Origin of the sequence: Bradyrhizobium sp. SZCCHNS2022 (assembly GCF_032377575.1) — a bacterium.
Classification (GTDB): Bacteria; Pseudomonadota; Alphaproteobacteria; order Rhizobiales; family Xanthobacteraceae; genus Bradyrhizobium; species Bradyrhizobium aeschynomenes.
Genome location: NZ_JAUHHZ010000001.1, coordinates 7,467,117 through 7,485,149 on the forward strand (window position 1 = coordinate 7,467,117; position 18,033 = coordinate 7,485,149).

Annotated in this window: 20 protein-coding genes and 1 riboswitch; of the genes, 6 read left to right on the forward strand and 14 right to left on the reverse strand. The window is 65.2% G+C overall.

Features of this window, described 5'->3' with window-relative positions; genetic code table 11:
* Nucleotides 1-13: 13 nt before the first annotated feature.
* The gene (locus QXZ94_RS33330) at nt 14-286 is read left to right on the forward strand and encodes a DUF2277 domain-containing protein (RefSeq protein WP_315725622.1); all 273 of its coding nucleotides are present in this window, start codon (nt 14-16) and stop codon (nt 284-286) included.
* 33 nt (nt 287-319) lie between these two features.
* On the opposite strand, the gene QXZ94_RS33335 is transcribed toward QXZ94_RS33330, so the two are convergent.
* Nucleotides 320-859: a collagen-like protein gene (locus tag QXZ94_RS33335; RefSeq protein WP_315725624.1), complete on the reverse strand. Its 540-nt coding sequence runs from the start codon at nt 857-859 to the stop codon at nt 320-322.
* A 161-nt stretch (nt 860-1,020) separates the two neighbouring features.
* On the reverse strand, nt 1,021-1,290 hold the full coding sequence (locus QXZ94_RS33340) for a helix-turn-helix domain-containing protein (protein ID WP_172179567.1): 270 nt from the start codon (nt 1,288-1,290) through the stop codon (nt 1,021-1,023).
* A 467-nt stretch (nt 1,291-1,757) separates the two neighbouring features.
* Here QXZ94_RS33340 and QXZ94_RS33345 point away from each other — a divergent pair, with 467 nt between their 5' ends.
* On the forward strand, nt 1,758-2,198 hold the full coding sequence (locus QXZ94_RS33345; RefSeq protein ID WP_172111098.1) for a hypothetical protein: 441 nt from the start codon (nt 1,758-1,760) through the stop codon (nt 2,196-2,198).
* A gap of 780 nt (nt 2,199-2,978) precedes the next feature.
* On the opposite strand, the gene QXZ94_RS33350 is transcribed toward QXZ94_RS33345, so the two are convergent.
* The gene (locus QXZ94_RS33350) at nt 2,979-3,479 is read right to left on the reverse strand and encodes a mismatch-specific DNA-glycosylase (RefSeq protein WP_315725626.1); all 501 of its coding nucleotides are present in this window, start codon (nt 3,477-3,479) and stop codon (nt 2,979-2,981) included.
* 111 nt (nt 3,480-3,590) lie between these two features.
* On the opposite strand from QXZ94_RS33350, the gene QXZ94_RS33355 reads away from it, so the two are divergent.
* The gene (locus QXZ94_RS33355; protein ID WP_315725628.1) at nt 3,591-4,211 is read left to right on the forward strand and encodes a glutathione S-transferase; all 621 of its coding nucleotides are present in this window, start codon (nt 3,591-3,593) and stop codon (nt 4,209-4,211) included.
* Between the two features lie 30 nt (nt 4,212-4,241).
* Here the strand turns inward: QXZ94_RS33355 and QXZ94_RS33360 are convergent, their stop codons facing one another.
* The 4 genes from QXZ94_RS33360 to QXZ94_RS33375 all read right to left on the reverse strand — a co-directional run bounded on the left by QXZ94_RS33360 (nt 4,242) and on the right by QXZ94_RS33375 (nt 7,356).
* A complete protein-coding gene (locus QXZ94_RS33360; protein ID WP_315725630.1) occupies nt 4,242-4,511 on the reverse strand; it encodes a hypothetical protein in 270 nt (89 codons plus the stop codon).
* Nucleotides 4,512-4,714: 203 nt separating this feature from the next.
* On the reverse strand, nt 4,715-4,972 hold the full coding sequence (locus QXZ94_RS33365) for a hypothetical protein (protein ID WP_315725632.1): 258 nt from the start codon (nt 4,970-4,972) through the stop codon (nt 4,715-4,717).
* Between the two features lie 113 nt (nt 4,973-5,085).
* The gene (locus tag QXZ94_RS33370) at nt 5,086-6,354 is read right to left on the reverse strand and encodes an acyltransferase (RefSeq protein WP_315725634.1); all 1,269 of its coding nucleotides are present in this window, start codon (nt 6,352-6,354) and stop codon (nt 5,086-5,088) included.
* A 591-nt stretch (nt 6,355-6,945) separates the two neighbouring features.
* On the reverse strand, nt 6,946-7,356 hold the full coding sequence (locus tag QXZ94_RS33375; RefSeq protein ID WP_315725636.1) for a RidA family protein: 411 nt from the start codon (nt 7,354-7,356) through the stop codon (nt 6,946-6,948).
* A gap of 81 nt (nt 7,357-7,437) precedes the next feature.
* Between QXZ94_RS33375 and QXZ94_RS33380 the strand changes: the two genes are divergently transcribed.
* A complete protein-coding gene (locus QXZ94_RS33380) occupies nt 7,438-8,787 on the forward strand; it encodes a toll/interleukin-1 receptor domain-containing protein (RefSeq protein WP_315725638.1) in 1,350 nt (449 codons plus the stop codon).
* Nucleotides 8,788-8,923: 136 nt separating this feature from the next.
* Here the strand turns inward: QXZ94_RS33380 and thiC are convergent, their stop codons facing one another.
* From thiC to QXZ94_RS33410, 6 genes are all read right to left on the reverse strand, one after another.
* Complete coding sequence (thiC, locus tag QXZ94_RS33385) at nt 8,924-10,822, reverse strand: phosphomethylpyrimidine synthase ThiC (RefSeq protein ID WP_315725640.1); 1,899 nt, start codon at nt 10,820-10,822, stop codon at nt 8,924-8,926.
* Nucleotides 10,823-11,202: 380 nt separating this feature from the next.
* Nucleotides 11,203-11,811 (reverse strand): thiamine phosphate synthase, encoded by a 609-nt coding sequence (locus QXZ94_RS33390; protein ID WP_315725642.1) that lies wholly within the window; start codon nt 11,809-11,811, stop codon nt 11,203-11,205.
* Nucleotides 11,798-12,580, reverse strand: a complete 783-nt coding sequence (locus tag QXZ94_RS33395; protein WP_315725644.1) for a thiazole synthase — start codon at nt 12,578-12,580, stop codon at nt 11,798-11,800. Before QXZ94_RS33395 ends, QXZ94_RS33390 begins: the two co-directional genes overlap by 14 nt.
* Nucleotides 12,581-12,896: 316 nt before the next feature.
* Nucleotides 12,897-13,094, reverse strand: coding sequence for a sulfur carrier protein ThiS (thiS, locus tag QXZ94_RS33400; RefSeq protein WP_315725646.1), 198 nt, complete (start codon nt 13,092-13,094; stop codon nt 12,897-12,899).
* Nucleotides 13,085-14,098 (reverse strand): FAD-dependent oxidoreductase, encoded by a 1,014-nt coding sequence (locus QXZ94_RS33405; RefSeq protein ID WP_315725648.1) that lies wholly within the window; start codon nt 14,096-14,098, stop codon nt 13,085-13,087. Before QXZ94_RS33405 ends, thiS begins: the two co-directional genes overlap by 10 nt.
* A riboswitch (TPP riboswitch) is annotated at nt 14,086-14,196 on the reverse strand. (Overlaps the previous gene by 13 nt.)
* Nucleotides 14,197-14,274: 78 nt before the next feature.
* On the reverse strand, nt 14,275-15,066 hold the full coding sequence (locus QXZ94_RS33410) for a lytic transglycosylase domain-containing protein (protein WP_315725650.1): 792 nt from the start codon (nt 15,064-15,066) through the stop codon (nt 14,275-14,277).
* Between the two features lie 451 nt (nt 15,067-15,517).
* Here QXZ94_RS33410 and QXZ94_RS33415 point away from each other — a divergent pair, with 451 nt between their 5' ends.
* Both QXZ94_RS33415 and QXZ94_RS33420 read left to right on the forward strand, forming a co-directional pair.
* Nucleotides 15,518-15,766, forward strand: a complete 249-nt coding sequence (locus tag QXZ94_RS33415) for a hypothetical protein (RefSeq protein ID WP_315725652.1) — start codon at nt 15,518-15,520, stop codon at nt 15,764-15,766.
* 284 nt (nt 15,767-16,050) lie between these two features.
* A complete protein-coding gene (locus QXZ94_RS33420) occupies nt 16,051-16,593 on the forward strand; it encodes a PRC-barrel domain-containing protein (protein ID WP_172111083.1) in 543 nt (180 codons plus the stop codon).
* Between the two features lie 68 nt (nt 16,594-16,661).
* On the opposite strand, the gene QXZ94_RS33425 is transcribed toward QXZ94_RS33420, so the two are convergent.
* Nucleotides 16,662-18,026 carry an ATP-binding protein gene (locus QXZ94_RS33425; protein WP_315725655.1) on the reverse strand — a complete coding sequence of 455 codons (1,365 nt, stop codon included), beginning with the start codon at nt 18,024-18,026 and terminating at the stop codon, nt 16,662-16,664.
* Nucleotides 18,027-18,033: the final 7 nt, after the last annotated feature.

An 18,033-nucleotide genomic window follows, 5' to 3' on the forward strand; every position in this document is an offset into this window, starting at 1 on the left:
GATTGGTCCCGTCATGTGCCGCAACATCAAGACGCTGTTCAATTTCGAGCCGCCGGCGACGGAGGCCGAGATTCAGGCCTCCGCACTGCAGTTCGTGCGCAAGCTCTCCGGCTTCAACGCCCCGTCGCAGGCCAACGAGGCCGCCTTCGCACGTGCGGTCGAGGACGTCGCCGAGGCGGCGCGGCGGCTTTTGACCTCGCTGCACACCCAGGCGCCGCCCAGGGATCGCGAGATCGAGGCGGCCAAGGCGCGCGAACGGTCCGCGATCAGATTCGGCAAGGGTTGAGACCGCAGCTTGCGTACGCTGTCGCGGCAGCGCTCAGAACCCGTCGTCGTCGCCGTGGTCTTCGCCTTGGTCGTCGCCGGCATGCTTGCCGTGCTTCTTCTTCTTTTTCTTGTGCTTCTTCTTTTTCTTCTTCTTCGGCACGTCGATCGCGCGCGGATCGTCGTCCTCGAACGCCTCTTCCAGCGCCTCGTCATGCTCGGTCGATGCGAAGATGTCGCGCACCGCGATCAATTGCGCGTCGCGCTCCTGCGCCTCGCGATCCCTGTTGCGCTTGTAATCGTCATAGGCCGCGAAGATCTGCTCCAGCCAGGGCATCAGCTGATCGATCGTCGGCAGCGTGCCGGGCTCGCCCTGTGGCCCCTGCGGTCCGGCCGGTCCCTGCGGCCCCGGCTTGCCGGGCGGTCCGGCCTCGCCGCGCGGACCTTGCGGTCCCGGCTTGCCCTGCGCGCCGGGCTTGCCGTCGGGACCGGGCTTGCCGCGCTGCCCATCCGGCCCGCGCCGTCCGGGCTGGCCTTGCGGGCCACGTGGACCCACGGGGCCCTGCAGGCCGCGTCCGGCCGGATTCTTTGCCACTACCGCAACTCCGCTACACACCCCTGATTCGCGGCGAAGCCTAACAGAGCCGCGACGAGGCCAGCAATTGCAGCAGGGCTGCGAGGCCGATTGATCAACATCAATCGGCGCCGCATCCTGATGAGTTCCACGCGATGGGATGTCGCGTGGCCGCCATTGGTTCAGGCCGAATAGGCCGGCACCGCGATGCCGTCGGCCGTGTAGATGCGGATCTTGTTCCGCAAGGTACGCACGGGCATGCCGAGCAGTCGTGCGGCATGGGTGCGGTTGCCGTTGCAGCGCGCCAGGGTCTGAACGATGAGCTCGCGCTCGATCTCGGACAAGGGCGTGCCGATCAACAGCGGCAGAACCTCCGCGGCGGAGCGCGACGGTGGCATGGCAAGTGGAACGAGCGAGGGACTTGCGGAATCGGCTGACAACTCTTGCGACATAACTCCTCCCGATCAACGCCCGCGCCTGAACTCGAGAGAGCGACGCGAAAACATCGAGACCAACTGAACACCCAGCCCGTAAATCACCGTGGTCGGACAAGGTTAACGGGGCCTTAACACCGGCCGCGGGCCATGGCGCTGCGGCCAAATACCCCGAAATCGCCTTGGTTTCGCTGATGTCTCGGCCCAATTCGCCGCCGACGCGCCGCACTGGCCCCGGCCTCGCCGCGCGGAGCGGGCCGGACGAGGATCGGCTCTGCATGTCGATCGCGCCGTGCCGCCCGGGCTCCATTGCCGTCCCGCGAGGGCGGCATTTCCGACACACTGGCGGCGCGGCATGCGCGCCGCCGCGCAAAGGGCTAAATTCGGCCCGATCGATTCGCTTGGTGGGGCATCATCGGCATGCGTGGCCATCGGATGACCTCAAGTTCACGCAGTCCACATTCACTTCGCTGGAGACTTCATCCATGAAAATTGCATCCTTGCTTCGCGGCCTGTTGGTGGCATTGACGGCCGCCACTGGCGCCATTCTGCCGGCCACGGCGCACGCGGATGGCGGCTTCATCACGCTGACCATCTACAAGGCGGGATGGATCATCGGCGGCTCCGGCGGCAGCGGCGTGCTGAACTTCCACGGCCGCGCCTATCCGCTGTCGACCGGCGGGCTCGACTGGGGCCTCGTCTTCGGCGGCTCGCGCACGGTGCTGCGCGGCCGCGTCAGCAACATCTGGCGTCCGTCGGATGTCGAGGGCGTCTACGGCGCTGCCGGCGCCGGCCTTGCGGTCGGCCGCGGCGTGCGCGGCATCGTGCTGACCAACCAGAAGGGCGCCGTGCTCGAGCTGTCGGGCGAGCAGATCGGCCTGCTGGCCAATGTCGACCTGTCGGGACTGGCGATCACGATCAGGTAGTCGCGGCTTGGGTGAGGTGCCTGACATCAGCAACGGCGCCGCAACTAACAACCGGTGTCGTCGCCCGGTCAAGCCGGGCGATGACAGTCGTGATGGTCGCGAGCATCCGCCCTTGTCGTGCATCTTGCTCCCGGCCATTCCACCTTCCATGACACAGCGTTCTCGCCGCACATCGTGCGCGAGGGATGCATCGCGAGAGCCCCATCGAAATTCGAGAGGGGCAGGGAAGGCCGGGAGCTCGCCGCTCCCATGGTCCGCGTGCAACAGATAAGCACGCGGCAGAACCACAGGTTCGGCAAGGGCATCCCGGCCTTCCCTGCGCGCATGGTCTGACGGCTTATACGTGGTCTCCCTGGTGCGCCGGCTTGTTGGCCACCATGGCATGCGCCCAGCTTTCGCAAGAGCGCCTGCGTGATACCAGCGTCGGGGTATCAGGACATCACGACTTCGCCGTACGTGACGGCCGGCGCTCGTCCGGCGCAGCCCTCACGTCCACCGCGGCCCACCTCCACGTATCGTGACGACGCGTACGTCCCTCTGCACGAGGCGGGTTGCGCGAGAACATCGTCCTGATTTGCCCGACATGACAAGAGCTGATGGCTGCGACAAACCAACACGACGGGCAGTTTGCGCATGGGGCGTATGCGACGATTGCCCGTCGGGCGGGGTAGGAAAGATGCAATCATCCGCATTGTTCTCGTCGGTTTCAGCTCATCGCTGTCGCAATGATCAAGATGTTTGCTCGTCATCGCCCTCGGCATCAGGCGACACTCGCTCGCATCACCCCTGACCGACATGCACCGCCAGCTCCCGCCACGGCTGCACCGTCCACGCCCCCGATGCCGCCCCGGAGGGTGATGCGAGCACGAACGCGGTCGGGAAATCCGCATGCTCCGTCTGCCGCCCAAGCACGATCGCGCTCGTCGGCCTGCCGTAGAACAGGCTGGCAGCCTTCTTGCTGGTGAAGGCGATCGTCGCCGGCCGGTGCTGCCGGATCTTCGCCGCAAAGCCCGCGACGTCGACGCCCGCCTTCAGCGCGACATGGTCCATCCCGGCGCCCAGCTTGCACAGATCGGTGAAGCCGATGCCGAGCGACAGCAGCGCCGGAAACTCCGCCGGCTTATACAGCCGCGGCGTCAGTCCGACGTCATGCAGCGTGCGCCAGAAGCGGTTGCCGGGATGCGCGTAGTAATGGCCGGTCGCGGCCGAGCGCTCGCTGGCGGCGGTGCCGACGAAGACGAGGCGCAGGCCAGGCTGGAGCTGGTCGGGCAGGCGGTCCATCGCGCGCTTGTCGCATTGTTGCACGGTCTGCAACAAGCCATTGATGCCGCGCGGCGTTGTTGATCGGGCGGCCTCGGCTTAGACCATGCGTCACAGCAACGGGAGCACCTGATGTCGCAACGCCGCCTCTACCACTTCGCCTTGTCGGGCCATGCGCATCGCGCGCGGCTGATGCTGAGCCTGCTCGCGCTGCCGTGCGAGCTCATCGACGTCGACCTCAAGGGCGGCGCGCACAAGCGGCCGGATTTCCTCGCGCTCAATGCGTTCGGCCAGGTGCCGGTGCTGGTCGACGGCGACGCCGTGATCCCCGACTCGAATGCGATCCTGGTCTATCTCGCCGGCCGCTACGACAGCTCCGGCCGCTGGTGGCCGCGTGATCCCGTGGGGCAGGCGCAGGTGCAGCGCTGGCTGTCGGCGGCCGCCGGTCCGCTGGCCTTCGGTCCCGCGGCGGCGCGGGTGGCGACATTGTTCGGGGCCCCGCTCGACATGGCCCGGGCACACCAGATCGCCAACAACCTGTTCGCGGTGATGGAGCGCGAGCTCAGCGTTCGCCCATTCCTCACCGGCACGACGCCGACCATCGCCGACGTCGCGCTCTACAGCTACACCGCGCACGCGCCCGAGGGCGGCGTGTCATTGACGCCCTATCCCAACGTCGAGGCATGGCTGGCGCGCATCGCCGCTCTGCCCGGCTTCGTGCCGATGCAGCCGAGCGCGGTCACCGCGGCCTGACCGCCAGGCGCGAGCGCGCGCGAACGCCGCTTACAGGAAGCAGCGGCGCTCGTCGCGCAGCTTGAGCTGGATGTTGGTGGCCTCGACGAAGGTCGGCACCGGCTTGGAGACGATCTTGTAGGTCGACGGCCATTCCACCGGCTTCGACTGCAGATCGGTGTTCCAGATCTGGCAGATGCCGGTGTTGTCCCAGCGGATCACGTAGTAGCCGCTCTTGAGGGCAGGCGCGGCGAGGGCCGGCGCAGCGAACGAGGCGGCCGCAACCGCAGCGGCAACGGTGAGAGAGGTCAAGCGACGCATCGTCAATCTCCTGAAACGAACCAAACAAAGCACCCATGGCTGCACGCCGCGGTCCTTGCGACCGGGCGGCGGCAACCAGGGCGAAGTGGTGCGACAAAAGCGCTGCCAAGGCAAGGCGCCAGGATCAGCCGTTCACAGCGATGTCAGTGATCTCAGTGGGCGATGTCGTGCTCAGGCGGCGGGCGCAGCTTTGCTGCTCGTGTCTACAGCGTGCACCGTCCCTGTCGGCGCAGCTTGACCTGCAGCGTGACGGCGTCGTTGAAGGTCGGCACGGAACGGCTGATGACCTGGTAGCGTGACGGCCATTGGATCGGCCTGAACGTGAACGCCTCGCTCCAGACCTGGCAGACGCCGGTGTTGTCCCAGCGAAGGATGTAGTAGCCGGCTTGTGCGGGGGCGGCGGCAACCAGCGCCGCAACTGCGCAAGCGCCCGCGAGAGCGATTGTGGTGAAACGAGACATCGTGAAAACTCCGGCAACAAACAGGCCCCAGCCGTCGGGCGCCTTGTCGCGGCGGTGTCGTTCGTTTTGAAGGCATTGACGGCCGCGTGATGCGGCAAATGCGCGCGCCGCGCTCAGCGCCCGGCCATCGAGCGGTGGCGTGCGGGAGTGCTGGCCCCGTCGGGCTGCGAGGCCTGACGCGAGGCGAAGCCGAGGTCCGGATTGCCGATCGGCTCGGGCCTGAACCTTGAAGCCCCGACCGGCACCGGAACGGCGGTCGTGTTCGGGGGGATTGCCGCCCGTGCCGGCGCGGCTTGCGACTTGCGCCGCAGGAAGTGCCGCTCCAGCAGGGCGTAGGACAACGTGGCGGCGATGATCGACAGCGGCAATCCGACCAGCAGCCGCAGCGGCCACCACAGCCCGTAGCTGTCGAGGAAGTTGAGGATCGGCAGGTGCCAGAGATAGATGCCGTAGAAGATCCGGCCGAGGAAGATCGCGACCGGCATCTCGAAGATGCGGTGGAGGATCGTGCCATGGCTGCGCGCCAGCATGGTCAGCACGAGGATGCCGGGGAGCACGCCGCACACCATGCTGCCGAACAGATAATAGTTCATGCTTGGCCCGTCCGCCGCCCAGAACACGAACGTGACCGTGCCCCAATAGAGCAGCAGCGGCCATGCCAGCTTCGGCCAGAGCCGGTCGAGCCTAGGGTGGGCGCCCTGCGGCACCAGCCGGAGCACGATGGCCATCGCGCAGCCCGCCATCAGCGCGTCGGCGCGGGTGTCGAACGCGGTGTAGAGCCGCCGCCACTCCGCGCCGCCGAGCACCAGCGATACGCGCCACGCCCAGATCGCGGCCGCGATGGCGCCGATCGCGCCGACCAGCCGCCAGGTCACGCCGAAGCGTTTCACCAGCAACGCGAAGGTCAGCGGCCACAGCAGGTAGAACTGCTCCTCGGTCGACAAGGTCCAGGTGTGGCCGATGTCCTCGATCGTCTTGGGATCGAACACGTACCAATAGTTGGAAATATAGCCGAGCGCGATCGCAGCGCGCTCCAGCGCCGGCAGGAACGGCGGCCGCAGCAGCCAGGTGAACAGCAGATAGGCGCTGAGCATCAGCAGCAGCGGCGGCACGATCCGCGCGAAGCGCCGGGCATAGAATTGGCGGAAGCGGATCTGGCCGTGCTTGTCGATGTCCCGCAGCAGCAGCCCGGTGATGTAATAGGCGCTGGCGACGAAGAACAGGTCGATATAGAGCACCGCGCCCGGCACCAGCGTATGCGACACATGCGCCGTCACCACCCCCAGGGTCATCAGCCCGCGCATGCCGTCATGCGAGGGCACGTAGCCGAGCGGATAGACCTGCGCCCGGAAGGCATCGCGGATGGCGTCACGGAGCGACACGGCGGCATCGCGCAGGAGACCGGGAAGGGCGTGGATCGGCCAAAGATAAAACATTAATTGGGAGATTTTCGGATATAATGTTTCGGATTATTTTATAATATTTAAAAATTAAATGTGGCGCAAGAGGAGAAATAGAGCCGCGTGGGGCGGGACGACGCAGGGTTGCAGCGGGAGTGGGCAGACGTGCGCAGTTTTGGGCGGCCCCTAAGCCACGCAATGGTCCGCCACGGGACGCGCGCTGTCAGGCGGACAAAGCCGTAGGCGCAGGCGGCAGCGTGCTCACCAGCGAGCCGCAAGCGCCGCAGTCAGATAGAGGCTCAAAAATGCTGCCGAGCGCAACGCTGCCCGATACAGGGCCCTCGCCCCCAAGGCGAAGCAAAGCTTCGCCAGGGCGGGAGAGGGCGTGTACGGCCTCTCAGCACCCTCGGTTGGGTGAGGGGTCTCTCTCCGCGAGCGCGACTCGCCGAAGCATACCCCTCACCCAACCGAGCCCGCCGCGCTGTCCTACATGCCCTCTCCCACAAGGGGCGAGGGCGCAGTCACGCGCACCGCGCAAGTAGCTAGAGGCAGCAGTTAGCCTGTGCCACTCCGCTACACCTTCCCCACCGCCGCAACCCCCTCGATCTCGATCAGCATCTTCGGATCAGGCAACGCCACGACCACGCACGTCGTCCGCGCCGGATACGGCGCCGGCCCGAACGCCGCGGCATAGAGCCGGTTCATCGCCGCCACATCGGCCGCGCGCGTCAGCAGCACGTTGACCTTGACGAGATCGCGAAAGCCGGCGCCGCCCTCGGTCAGCACCCGCGTGAAGTTGGTCACGACATTGGCGAACTGCGCCTCGAACTCATCAGGCAGGTTGCCGTCGGCATCGAAGCCGGGAATGCCGGAGATGAAGAGGAGATCGCCGACACGGGTGCCGAAGGAGAGCGGCGGGACTTTGATGTGATGGTAGAATGTAGTTGTCCCCGACGCGGTGACATAGTGGTCAGTTTTGGGCAACAATCTAATGGCGATGTGCTTATATTGCGTCCGGGAGCTTCGTAATCTTGGTCAGGGAATAGCTGTTAGCGGGGGGGCGCTGTGGCCGACAAAGGTATTGAATCTTATGATGTGTTCATTAGTCATGCGAGTGAGGACAAAGCCGCTTTTGTTAAGCCTCTTGCGGATTTCCTCAAAGAAGTGGGAGCCGCTGTCTGGTATGATGAATTTACATTGAGCGTTGGAGATAGTCTCTCAAGATCGATAGATAGAGGTCTCGCTAAAAGTCGATTCGGTGTAGTCGTTCTTTCGAGGGCGTTTCTAGGTAAGCGTTGGCCAGAATATGAGTTGCGTGGATTGGTTGCAAAAGAGATGGAGGCCGACAAGGTAATTCTACCGGTCTGGTTGGGGGTGTCAAAGGCGGATATCCTGGCTTTTAGTCCACCACTTGCAGATAAGCTTGCAATCTCTGCCACGGGTCTGTCGGTAGAATCAGTCGGGGACAAGCTATTGCAGGTGATTAGACCAGATCTTTCCGAGAGGATTCATCGGCGTTTGGCTGAGGTGAACTTGCTAACTACTGCGAGAAAGCAGAGGGTTGATCCAAAAAAATTGAAGCCATCTCCTTTTCGGCATCTTCGTCTATCAAGCGAATTGTTATCCCGTGTGCGGTTGATAAGAGCTGCTCTCCTTGAGGTTCACCCGTTGTCTATGGAGGCTTGGATTGATGGATTTAGGCGAGACACAAATCCCGATCGGGAGATCGCAATATGGGAGCGAATAGCTTCCACATATCTCGAATGCGCACATTCGAGCGCGCCATCCGAGCGGCAGAAAATTTTTGAAGAAGTCTTCAGTTTAATTGGATTAGGGATCAAACAAGGTGTTTCGGAGGAGATTATTCATCGGTGTTCGAGTGATCGACCGATCGAGGGCAGCGAAGTTGAGAGATACCCAGCTGAAGTCTTTCAGTCGGATGATGCCGAGCTGTCTATTTCAGAAAATTTGGTAGCTGATGTGGTTCGGCAAGATACCGTAGAACGGCTACGTCTTGACGAGTTAAAGACTCTCGTCGCAGTCAATAGTGCGGTTCGTGTTGATGTGAGTGAACTGTCACAAAGCGGAGTGAGAGAGCTCTTGGCGGGCTGTGACGTCATACTGGGTGAAGATCGGAATACTGGTGTTCATGCAGTGTTTTACGGCAAAGAGGTCTTTGAGGCTTTTGCAAAACGTAAAGAGCCTGGTTTAGTGTTCCCGAGACCCGTGATGATCATTTCATACGACAACAGTTCTGACGAGCTAGAGCAGATCGCCGCTCTAGTTCAGTATACTAAAGGCGCTTGCTGCTACAGTGTGGCTACCAGAAAAAGATCGATGCGTACGGAGGCGAAGAAAGGTTTGGTTGCATTGAAGCGGAAAGCGAGTCGGTCAACTAAATCGAGTAGTGACTGAGCGGAGCGGTTGCTCCAAGAGAAATGTGGACTGATGTGGATCGAACATTGCTAATCAAAGCCGGGCTTTGGCCCGGCTTTGCTGGATGGCCGGGTCGAGCCCGGCCATGACGATCGAGAGAGTGGGGCAGGGCGCCTCACAACGCCTTATTGCTCTCCTTCACCTTCTCCGCATCCAGATACACACTCCCGCCCATTTCCTTGAACTTGGCGCTCATCTGGGCCATGCCGTCTTCGATGGTGCCGCTGATGGTCATGCCGACCGTCGCGGGATCATTGAGCGTCGCCGCGTAGTCGCGGACGTCCTGGGTGATCTTCATCGAGCAGAATTTTGGGCCGCACATCGAGCAGAAATGCGCGACCTTGTGGGCTTCCTTCGGCAGCGTCTCGTCGTGGAAGCTCTTGGCGGTGTCCGGGTCGAGGCCGAGGTTGAACTGGTCGGTCCAGCGGAACTCGAAGCGGGCGCGCGACAGCGCGTCGTCGCGCAGTTGAGCTGCGGGATTGCCCTTGGCGAGATCGGCGGCGTGGGCGGCGATCTTGTAGGTGATGACGCCGGTCTTGACGTCGTTGCGATCGGGCAGGCCGAGATGTTCCTTCGGCGTGACGTAGCACAGCATCGCGCAGCCGAACCAGCCGATCATGGCGGCACCGATGCCCGAGGTGATGTGGTCGTAGCCCGGCGCGATGTCGGTGGTCAGCGGCCCGAGCGTGTAGAACGGCGCCTCGCCGCACTCCTTGAGCTGCTTGTCCATGTTGATCTTGATCTTGTGCATCGGCACGTGGCCGGGGCCCTCGATCATGACCTGGCAGCCCTTGTCCCAGGCGATCCTGGTGAGCTCGCCCAGGGTCTCCAGCTCGGCGAACTGGGCGCGGTCGTTGGCGTCGGCGATCGAGCCGGGGCGCAGGCCGTCGCCGAGGGAGAACGAGACGTCATACTTGCGCATGATGTCGCAGATCTCCTCGAAATGGGTGTAGAGGAAGCTCTCCTTGTGATGCGCGAGGCACCACTTGGCCATGATCGAGCCGCCGCGGCTGACGATGCCGGTGACGCGCGACGCGGTGAGGTGGATGTATTGCAGCCGCACGCCGGCGTGGATGGTGAAGTAGTCGACGCCCTGCTCGCACTGCTCGATCAGCGTGTCCTTGTAGAGCTCCCAGGTCAGCGCGACCGGATCGCCGTTGCACTTCTCCAGCGCCTGGTAGATCGGCACGGTGCCGATCGGCACCGGCGAGTTGCGCAGGATCCATTCCCGCGTCGTGTGGATGTTGCGGCCGGTGGAAAGGTCCATCACGGTGTCGGCGCCCCAGCGGATCGCCCACACCATCTTGTCCACTTCCTCTTCGACCGACGACGTCACCGCCGAGTTGCCGATATTGGCGTTGATCTTGGTGAGGAAGTTGCGGCCGATGATCATCGGCTCCAGCTCGGCGTGGTTGATGTTGCAGGGGATGATGGCGCGGCCGCGCGCGATCTCGTCGCGGACGAATTCCGGGGTGATGAAGGCGGGCACGGCGGCGCCGAAGCTTTCGCCGTCGGCGAGCGCGGCCTCGGCGCGCTCGAGCTGGACCTTGCGGCCGAGATTCTCGCGCTCGGCGACGTAGATCATCTCCTTGGTGACGATGCCGGCGCGGGCGAATTCGAGCTGGGTGATCTTGTGGCCGTCGAGGCCGCGCAGCGGCTTGTGATGCGCGGTGAACGCCTTCGCCGCCTTGTCGGCGCCGACATTGCCGTTGTCCTCCGGCTTGATGTCGCGGCCGACATATTCCTCGACGCCGCCGCGCTCCTTGACCCAGGCGGTGCGGTTGCGCGGCAGGCCGGCGTTGACGTCGATCGTCACGGTGGGATCGGTGTAGGGGCCGGAGGTGTCGTAGACCGGCAGGTTCGGCTCGCTGGCCGCCTCCGACAGGATGATCTCGCGCAGCGGCACGCGCAGATCGGGTGCGGCGTCGGGCGTCGCGTAGATCTTGCGCGACGACGGCAGCGGGCCGGTGGTGACGGCGGGCAGGGTGGTGTCGGGATTGGAGCGGATGTTCATGGGATCCTCCTTCTCAATTGTTGTTGTCGGAGTGAATGGGGGACGTCATTGCGAGGAGCGCGAGCGACGAAGCAATCCAGGGCAGCACGCGCGGCCCTGGATTGCGTCGCTTCGCTCGCAATGACGGTGGAGAGAGTGGCGGTGCATATCGGCCCGTCGCTCAAGTCGAGCCGAGATGATTTGGCGCCGTGAGGGACGCAGGCTGTTCAGGCTCCCTCCCCCCTTGTGGCGGAGGGGCGGGGAGGGGGGTAAGCCACACCCACCGACCCCGGAGCTACCCCCCTCCCTGGCCCTCCCCCACAAGGGGGGAGGGAACGACCTCGTTTGGGGAGGGAGCGGCGTCCAATCACTCTCGGACGCATTCGCAAAAGCGGTGCGCATCACGCAGGCTCCTTGGTGGCATCGAGCCAGGCGCGGACGCGGGCGTCCGGATCTGCATTCTGGGTGACATCACTGACCACCGCGATCGAATCGGCGCCGGCGGCAAAAATCTCCGCGGCCTGCTCCAGCTTGATGCCGCCGATGGCGACCAGCGGGATGGTGCCGACGCGCTGCTTCCACACGCTGATCTTCGCAATGCCCTGCGGCGCGAAGCGCATCGCCTTCAAGGTGGTCGGGAAGATCGGGCCGAGCGCGACGTAGTCGGGCTCGGCGGCGAGCGCGGTCTCCAGCTCGGCGTCGTCATGCGTGGACAGGCCGAGCGTCAGGCCGGCGTCCTTGATCGCCTTGACGTCGGCCTCCGCCAGATCCTCCTGGCCGAGATGCACGTGCTCGGCGCCGGCGACGACAGCGGCGCGCCAGTAGTCGTTGACGATCAGCTTCGTCGCCGTGCCCTTGGTGATTTCAAGCGCATCGGTGACGATCTGCAGCGCCTGGCCGTCGTCGAGATTCTTCGCGCGCAATTGCACGGTGCCGACGCCAAGTTTCGTCAGGCGCTCGACCCAGGCGAGGCTGTCGACGACGGGATAGAAGCGATCAGGATACGGCATGCCAGAACGGTGTCCCAACGACAGGGGTGGAGGGCGAGGCGAAATCGCGGGCGTCCATCAGCCCGGCCTCGTAGGCGGTGCGGCCGGATTCGACGCCGAGCCTGAAGGCGCGCGCCATCGCGACCGGGTCGGCCGCCTTGGCGATCGCGGTGTTGAGCAGCACGGCGTCGTAGCCGAGCTCCAGCGCCTCGGCGGCATGCGACGGCGCACCGAGGCCGGCGTCGACGACCAGCGTGATATCCGGCAGGCGGTCGCGCAAAAGCTTCAGCGCATCGCGGTTGGTGATACCTTTGGCGCTGCCGATCGGCGCGGCCCAGGGCATCACCACCTTGCAGCCGGCATCGACCAGGCGCGTGGCCACCGTGAGGTCCTCGGTGCAATAGGGGAAGACCTCGAAGCCGTCCTTGATCAGGATGGTGGCGGCCTCGACCAGACCGACGACGTCGGGCTGAAGCGTGTCGTTGTCGCCGATGACCTCGAGCTTGATCCAGGACGTGCCGAACAATTCGCGTGCGAGCTTCGCGGTGGTGACCGCCTCGCGCACGCTGCGGCAGCCGGCGGTGTTCGGCAGCACCGTCACGTTCAGCGCGTTGATCAGCTTCCAGAACGCATCGCCGGTCTTGCCGCCGGCGGCCTCGCGCCGCAGCGACACCGTGACGATCTCGGCGCCGGAGGCGCGGATCGCGTCCTGCATGATCGCGGGTGACGGATACAGCGCGGTGCCGATGAGGAGGCGGGAGGTGACGGTCTTGTCGTAGAATTTCAGCATGGGAAAGCTCTCTCCCCGAATGACACTGTCATCCCCGCGAAAGCGGGGAGCCAGTATTCCAGAGGCAGTGCGGTTGAGCCGAGCGGCCGCGGTGTACTGGATCGCCCGGTCAAGCCGGGCGATGACAGCTGTGGGTGGTGCGCGGTCTTGCCCCCCACGTCGTCCCGGCGAACGCCGGGACCCAGACCGCGTGATCTCACATTGAGGCACACGGGGAGAGATTGAGCGCCATCACGGCCGACGGTGGCTATGGGTCCCGGCGTTCGCCGGGACGACGGCGGTGTGGGGAGCGCGAGCGCGTGCTCCATGAGCATCATCACCCTCCCTGCCGGGGCGTGATGATCTCGATCTCGTCGCCGGCCTTGAGCGCGGTCTCGGACCAGCGGCTTTTCGGCACGACGTCGTAGTTCAGCGCGATGGCGAAATGGGTGCCCTCGTAGTCGAGCTCGGACAGCAGCGCGGCGACGGAGGTCGCGGCGATGTCGCGGGCCTCGCCATTGACGGTCACGCGCATCGCATCACCTCATTGTCGATCTGGCCATGCGCGACGTAGTTCAAGGTCGCCTGCGCCAGCGCCGGCGCGATCAGGAAGCCGTGGCGATAGAGGCCGTTGACGCGGATCTCGCGCTCGCTTGCGATCGTGATGCGCGGCAGGTTGTCGGGATAGGCCGGGCGCAGCCCCGAGCCGAATTCGAGGATGCGCGCCTCGCCGAATGCGGGATGCACGGAGTACGCGGCGCCCAGCAGCTCCAGCGCCGAGCGCAAGGAGACGCCGGTGTCCTCGGCCTCGAGCGAGGTCGCCCCCAACATGAACAGATTGTCCTCGCGCGGGATCAGATACAGCGGAAAGCGCGGATGCATCAGCCGCACGGGGCGTGCGAGGCTCACCTCGGAGGTCTCGATCAGGATCATCTCGCCCTTGACGCCGCGCAGCTCCGGCTCGGCGTCGCGCGCCTCCAAGCCGCGGCAGTCGATGACCAGGCCGTCGAGATCGCCAGCCTTGACGTCGCTGTTGAACAGCACGCGGCCGCCGGCCTCGACGATGCGCTGATGCAGCTTCGGCAGCACGCGGCGCGGCTCGACATGGCCCTCGGCCGGATAGAACAGACCCTCGCGGAAGCGGCCCTCCAGCGACGGCTCCAGCTCCGCGAGTCCGGCCGCATCGAGCCGCCGATAGCCCGAGGTGCGGCGGGCGAAGCGGTCATAATCGGCACGGTCGCGGGCATGCGCGATCACCAGCGAGCCGTTGAACGGCGTCTCCGGCATCTCGCGCCGCCAGATGTCGAGCGAGGCCAGGCCGAGGCGACTGATGACGGGCTCGGAGATCTCGCTCTCGCAATAGGGCGCGAGCATGCCGCCGGCCCAATGGCTGGTGGACAGCATCAGCGCGGCGTCGCTGCGCTCGTGCAGCGTGACGTCGCGGCCGGCGCGCGCCAGCAGCAAGGCTTGCCAGGCACCCGCGATGCCGGCACCGATGATGGATACGGGGAAATCCCCGCGCGTGGGCGTCTGCTGCATCCCTGTCCCTTCGCCGGCATGACCCGGATCAGGTTCAAAGGGTCACCGCATCACGTGCGGTATCTCAGCTCCCCCTCGGAGCTCCCCTCGGAACGCGCTTAAAATAGACCGATACGGCCCCGTGTCAACGGAGTGTCACGGAAAGACGGTCGGGACCGGTGAGGAACCAAATGCGATCAGTGCGCCCGGGCGTGGCGGCCGGTTGCAATCTTCGGCGTGATGTCGAGCGGGGCGCTGACCCGCTCGGAGCGGCCGGCGGGCCGGGCGTCGGCGACGCGCTGCCGCTTGGCCTCCTCGTAATAGCCCTTGGCGAAATAGGCCACGGCGCGATCGTGGTCGCCGCGGGCGGCGCGATAGGCGCCGGCGAGGTAGCGCACGCCATAGGTGAGGTTGGTGTTGGGATCGTGCAGGCCCTGGGCGTCGCCGGTGTAGCCGAGGCCGCGCGCAGTGCCGAGCTTGATCTGCATCAGGCCGATGCAGCCGCAGCGCCCGACCAGGTTCGGCTGGTACTTGCTCTCGCGCACGATCACGCGATGAATCAGCGCCTCGGGAATGTTGTTGGCAGCCGCGTGCACGGCGACCAGCGCATCGATATGCGGATGGCCGGTGTTCATGGGCTTGGGCTTGGCGTCGGCCGCCTTGCGCTCGCTGTCGCGCGGCTCGGCGGCGGGCGCTTCAACCGGAACGGCATCGGCCTCTGCCGGTGCTGCGGCAATGGCATCCATCGGGCGGGAGCTGTCGGCGCCGCTCACGGCCTCGATCGCCTCGACCTCACGCGCGGCCTTGGTCACGGCGCTGCGCGCCGCCAGTTCCTTGATTCCCTCGGAGCGGACATGCGCCAGCTTGATCTTGCCGGACCTCGCCTTGGTGTCCGATGCCGCGCTCGCATCCTCGGCCGCCATGACGGACGGCAGGTGACCAGCCATCGTGAAGCCCGCGATGCAGGCCGTCAGCACGAGTCGTTTCATGTGTCAGGATCCCCCGGGAACCATGCGCATGCCAAGCAGCCCCCCGGCACGCATTTACACTTTACGCACCGTAATTGGTGCGAACGCCGGGCGATAATGTGGCGGAATTGGGGCGAAGCGTCCGTGCAGTCTGGTGGAAATGCCGGTTTGCCTGTGTCCGCTGCCGCCCTCTGCGGGCGATCATTGCGCGACCCTCAGCCGGCCTTGTCGGCGAACCGAGCCGAAGCTCTCCACCCGGTGGTGATTCGTTGAGGATGACGGCTTCGGCAGCGATCTGAATCTGGCTCGGTTCGCCGCTCGTCGACCGCGGGATGTCCATCCCATCTCCGTGAGGTCGGATGTCGCGCGGCATCCGGGCGCGTGCAAATCGGCCGGCACGCCGCTATGATGATGTTGTTAGTTCGACAGCATGCCTGACTCATTCGCGACATGAACAGAGAGGGAGCGCGTCATGGCCTTGAAGGCAACCGACATTCATTCGCGCGACGTCGATGCGATGCAGTCCACCGTCCGCGTCGTGGACCTGCCGCGCAACAATCCTTGTGCCCAATGCGGCGAGCCGATCGCGCTGCCGTCCTGGGTCGAGAAGGATGGCCGTCGCACCGCCTATCTCTGGCACTGCCGCCTCTGCGACTACCGTTACGAGACGATCGCGTTCTACGCGGAGGCCGTCGATGAGGACGGCGCGCTGGCGGCGTAGCGGGGGACGTGCGGGACGTCCGCAGCGAACCCGATGGATCGGATTTTATCGATCGACCCGACCTGTTGACCACGATGACGGTCTGCTCCCTCTTCCCGCCGGAACGGGGAGGGAGCAGACCGTGGTCGCGGTGACGGGTTCACATCGATCTCAATGTCACAAATGAGCACTGCCGTGTCGCACCGGGGCCGCTTGTCGCGGCGCGCGACGAAATCGTAGTTCCGTGGGAACGCCAACTGCCTGCTGCAGTTCTCTCGTCACCATTCACTGAGAGGAGACACCACATGGTGATGAAGACTGTTGCGGCCGGCCTTGCCGGTTCCCTGCTGCTCGCGACCGCCGCCTTTGCTGCGGAGAGCACCACCACGACCACCAGCACCACGACCTCGGCCAGCACGACCGCAGCGTCCTATCAGGGCGACTGGCGCAGCTCGAAGCTGGTCGGCGTGAAGGTGTACAACAACAACAACGAGAACGTCGGCTCGATCGATGATCTGCTCGTCGACAAGAGCGGCGCGGTCAAGGGCGTCGTGATCGGCGTCGGCGGCTTCCTCGGCATGGGCGAGCACCTCGTCGCCGTCTCGTTCGACCAGATCAAGTTCTCGGACCAGCCGGTGCAGTCGACCACTGCCGCCAACGCTCCGGCGTCCGGCACGACCTCGGCGACCACTCCGCCGGCCTCCACCACGACGACCGGCGCCGCCACCGGCACCTCTTCCTCCTCGTCGATGAGCTCGTCGAAGAGCCGCTGGTACCCCGACCACGCGATGATCAACTCGACCAAGGATCAGCTGAAGGCGATGCCCGAGTTCAAGTACTCGGAGTAACCTGCGTCATCGACGTATAGCCGACCTTTCACGCGGCGCGCCCGGATCGATCCGGGCGCGTTCGCGCGTCACGCTGCAGGACGCAGCGTGGTCTGGCTGAGCGGCAGCTCGATGCGCGCGATCAGCCCGCACGGCTTGCGGTCGTGCAGTGACAGCTCTCCGCCGTGGGCCAGTGCGATCGCCTTCGCGATCGAGAGCCCGAGCCCAAAGCCGGTTGCCTCGTCCATGTTGCGGGCGTCGTCGCCGCGCACGAACGGCTCCAGCATGTCGGACTTGCGGGCATCGGCGATGCCCGGCCCATCATCCTCGACATCGATCCTCAGGCGCTTGCCGGACACCGTCAGCCGGACGATGACCTCCTTGCCGTATTTGGTGGCGTTTTCGACCAGGTTGGTGACCGAGCGCATCACGTCGTCGGGCCGCACGGTCGCCATCGCACGCGTCGGCCCGACATAGCTGACGTTGTGACCGACGTCGGCGAACTGGTCGGTGACGAGTTGCAGGATGCTGGCGATATCGACCAGGGTCATCGGCTCGAGCTTGCGGCCGTTGCGCAGGAATGACAGCACCGAGCCCAGCATCGTATGCATCTGATCGAGATCGGCCAGCATGCGGCTGCGCTGCAACTCGTCCTCGACGAACTCGCAGCGCAGCCGCATGCGGGTCAGCGGCGTGCGCAGGTCGTGGCTGATGGCCGCGAGCATCTTGGTGCGGTCGTTGATCAGCGCGGTGATGCGCTGGTGCATCCGGTTCAGCGCCCGCGCCAGGGCGCGGATCTCCTCCGGTCCGCGCTCGGGCAAGGCCGGCGCATCGCCGTCGAGGCTGAAGGTCTCCGCGGCCTTGGCAAAGCCGGAGAGTGGCGAGGTCAGCGCGCGCGCCGCCCACAGGCCCAGCAGCGTGGTGCTGATCAGAGCGAACATGATCGTCGTCAGCCACGGGGCTCCCCAGAACGGCGGACGGCGCGGCGGGGCCGTCATCTTGGCCGAAACCATGGAACTGTCGGGCAGGGCGAAGATGATGCGATTGTCGCCGGATCGCTGTGGCATGAAGACGCGATAGCCCGGCCCAAGACCGCGAAAGCCGCCGACATTCGCCCGAGCGTCGAGATTGCTGCGGGGGGGCGGATCCTGCTCCTCGGTGCGCGGTCCGGCGTCCGGCGAGGGCCCGGAATGCGGCCTGATGTCGAATTCGGGATAGGCGCGGGCGATGTCCTCCATCAGTCGCGGTCGCTCGGCCGCCGGCGCGCGGCCGATGACGTGGACGACGGTCGCGAGCTGGAACGGTCCCGCTTCGACCCCGCCCTCGGGCTGGTCGGCGCGATGGATCAGGAACGCGGCGGTGATGATGGCGTGCAGCGCCACGATCGAAATGGCCACCAGGGCGGTGATCTGGCCGCGGATTCCCTTCAGGCTGAAAAAGCCGAACGACATCATGACACCG

Excerpts from the sequence above, each read along its gene's own strand:
- QXZ94_RS33405 (WP_315725648.1), bottom strand. The coding sequence starts at position 14,098 with ATGCAGCAGACGCCCACGCGCGGGGATTTCCCCGTATCCATCATCGGT.
- QXZ94_RS33360 (WP_315725630.1), bottom strand. The coding sequence starts at position 4,511 with ATGCGTCGCTTGACCTCTCTCACCGTTGCCGCTGCGGTTGCGGCCGCC.
- QXZ94_RS33365 (WP_315725632.1), bottom strand. The coding sequence starts at position 4,972 with ATGTCTCGTTTCACCACAATCGCTCTCGCGGGCGCTTGCGCAGTTGCG.
- QXZ94_RS33395 (WP_315725644.1), bottom strand. The coding sequence starts at position 12,580 with ATGCTGAAATTCTACGACAAGACCGTCACCTCCCGCCTCCTCATCGGC.
- QXZ94_RS33425 (WP_315725655.1), bottom strand. The coding sequence starts at position 18,026 with ATGATGTCGTTCGGCTTTTTCAGCCTGAAGGGAATCCGCGGCCAGATC.
- QXZ94_RS33390 (WP_315725642.1), bottom strand. The coding sequence starts at position 11,811 with ATGCCGTATCCTGATCGCTTCTATCCCGTCGTCGACAGCCTCGCCTGG.
- QXZ94_RS33415 (WP_315725652.1), top strand. The coding sequence starts at position 15,518 with ATGGCCTTGAAGGCAACCGACATTCATTCGCGCGACGTCGATGCGATG.
- QXZ94_RS33345 (WP_172111098.1), top strand. The coding sequence starts at position 1,758 with ATGAAAATTGCATCCTTGCTTCGCGGCCTGTTGGTGGCATTGACGGCC.
- QXZ94_RS33355 (WP_315725628.1), top strand. The coding sequence starts at position 3,591 with ATGTCGCAACGCCGCCTCTACCACTTCGCCTTGTCGGGCCATGCGCAT.
- QXZ94_RS33410 (WP_315725650.1), bottom strand. The coding sequence starts at position 15,066 with ATGAAACGACTCGTGCTGACGGCCTGCATCGCGGGCTTCACGATGGCT.
- QXZ94_RS33330 (WP_315725622.1), top strand. The coding sequence starts at position 14 with ATGTGCCGCAACATCAAGACGCTGTTCAATTTCGAGCCGCCGGCGACG.
- thiS (WP_315725646.1), bottom strand. The coding sequence starts at position 13,094 with ATGCGCGTGACCGTCAATGGCGAGGCCCGCGACATCGCCGCGACCTCC.
- QXZ94_RS33340 (WP_172179567.1), bottom strand. The coding sequence starts at position 1,290 with ATGTCGCAAGAGTTGTCAGCCGATTCCGCAAGTCCCTCGCTCGTTCCA.
- QXZ94_RS33420 (WP_172111083.1), top strand. The coding sequence starts at position 16,051 with ATGGTGATGAAGACTGTTGCGGCCGGCCTTGCCGGTTCCCTGCTGCTC.
- QXZ94_RS33350 (WP_315725626.1), bottom strand. The coding sequence starts at position 3,479 with ATGGACCGCCTGCCCGACCAGCTCCAGCCTGGCCTGCGCCTCGTCTTC.
- thiC (WP_315725640.1), bottom strand. The coding sequence starts at position 10,822 with ATGAACATCCGCTCCAATCCCGACACCACCCTGCCCGCCGTCACCACC.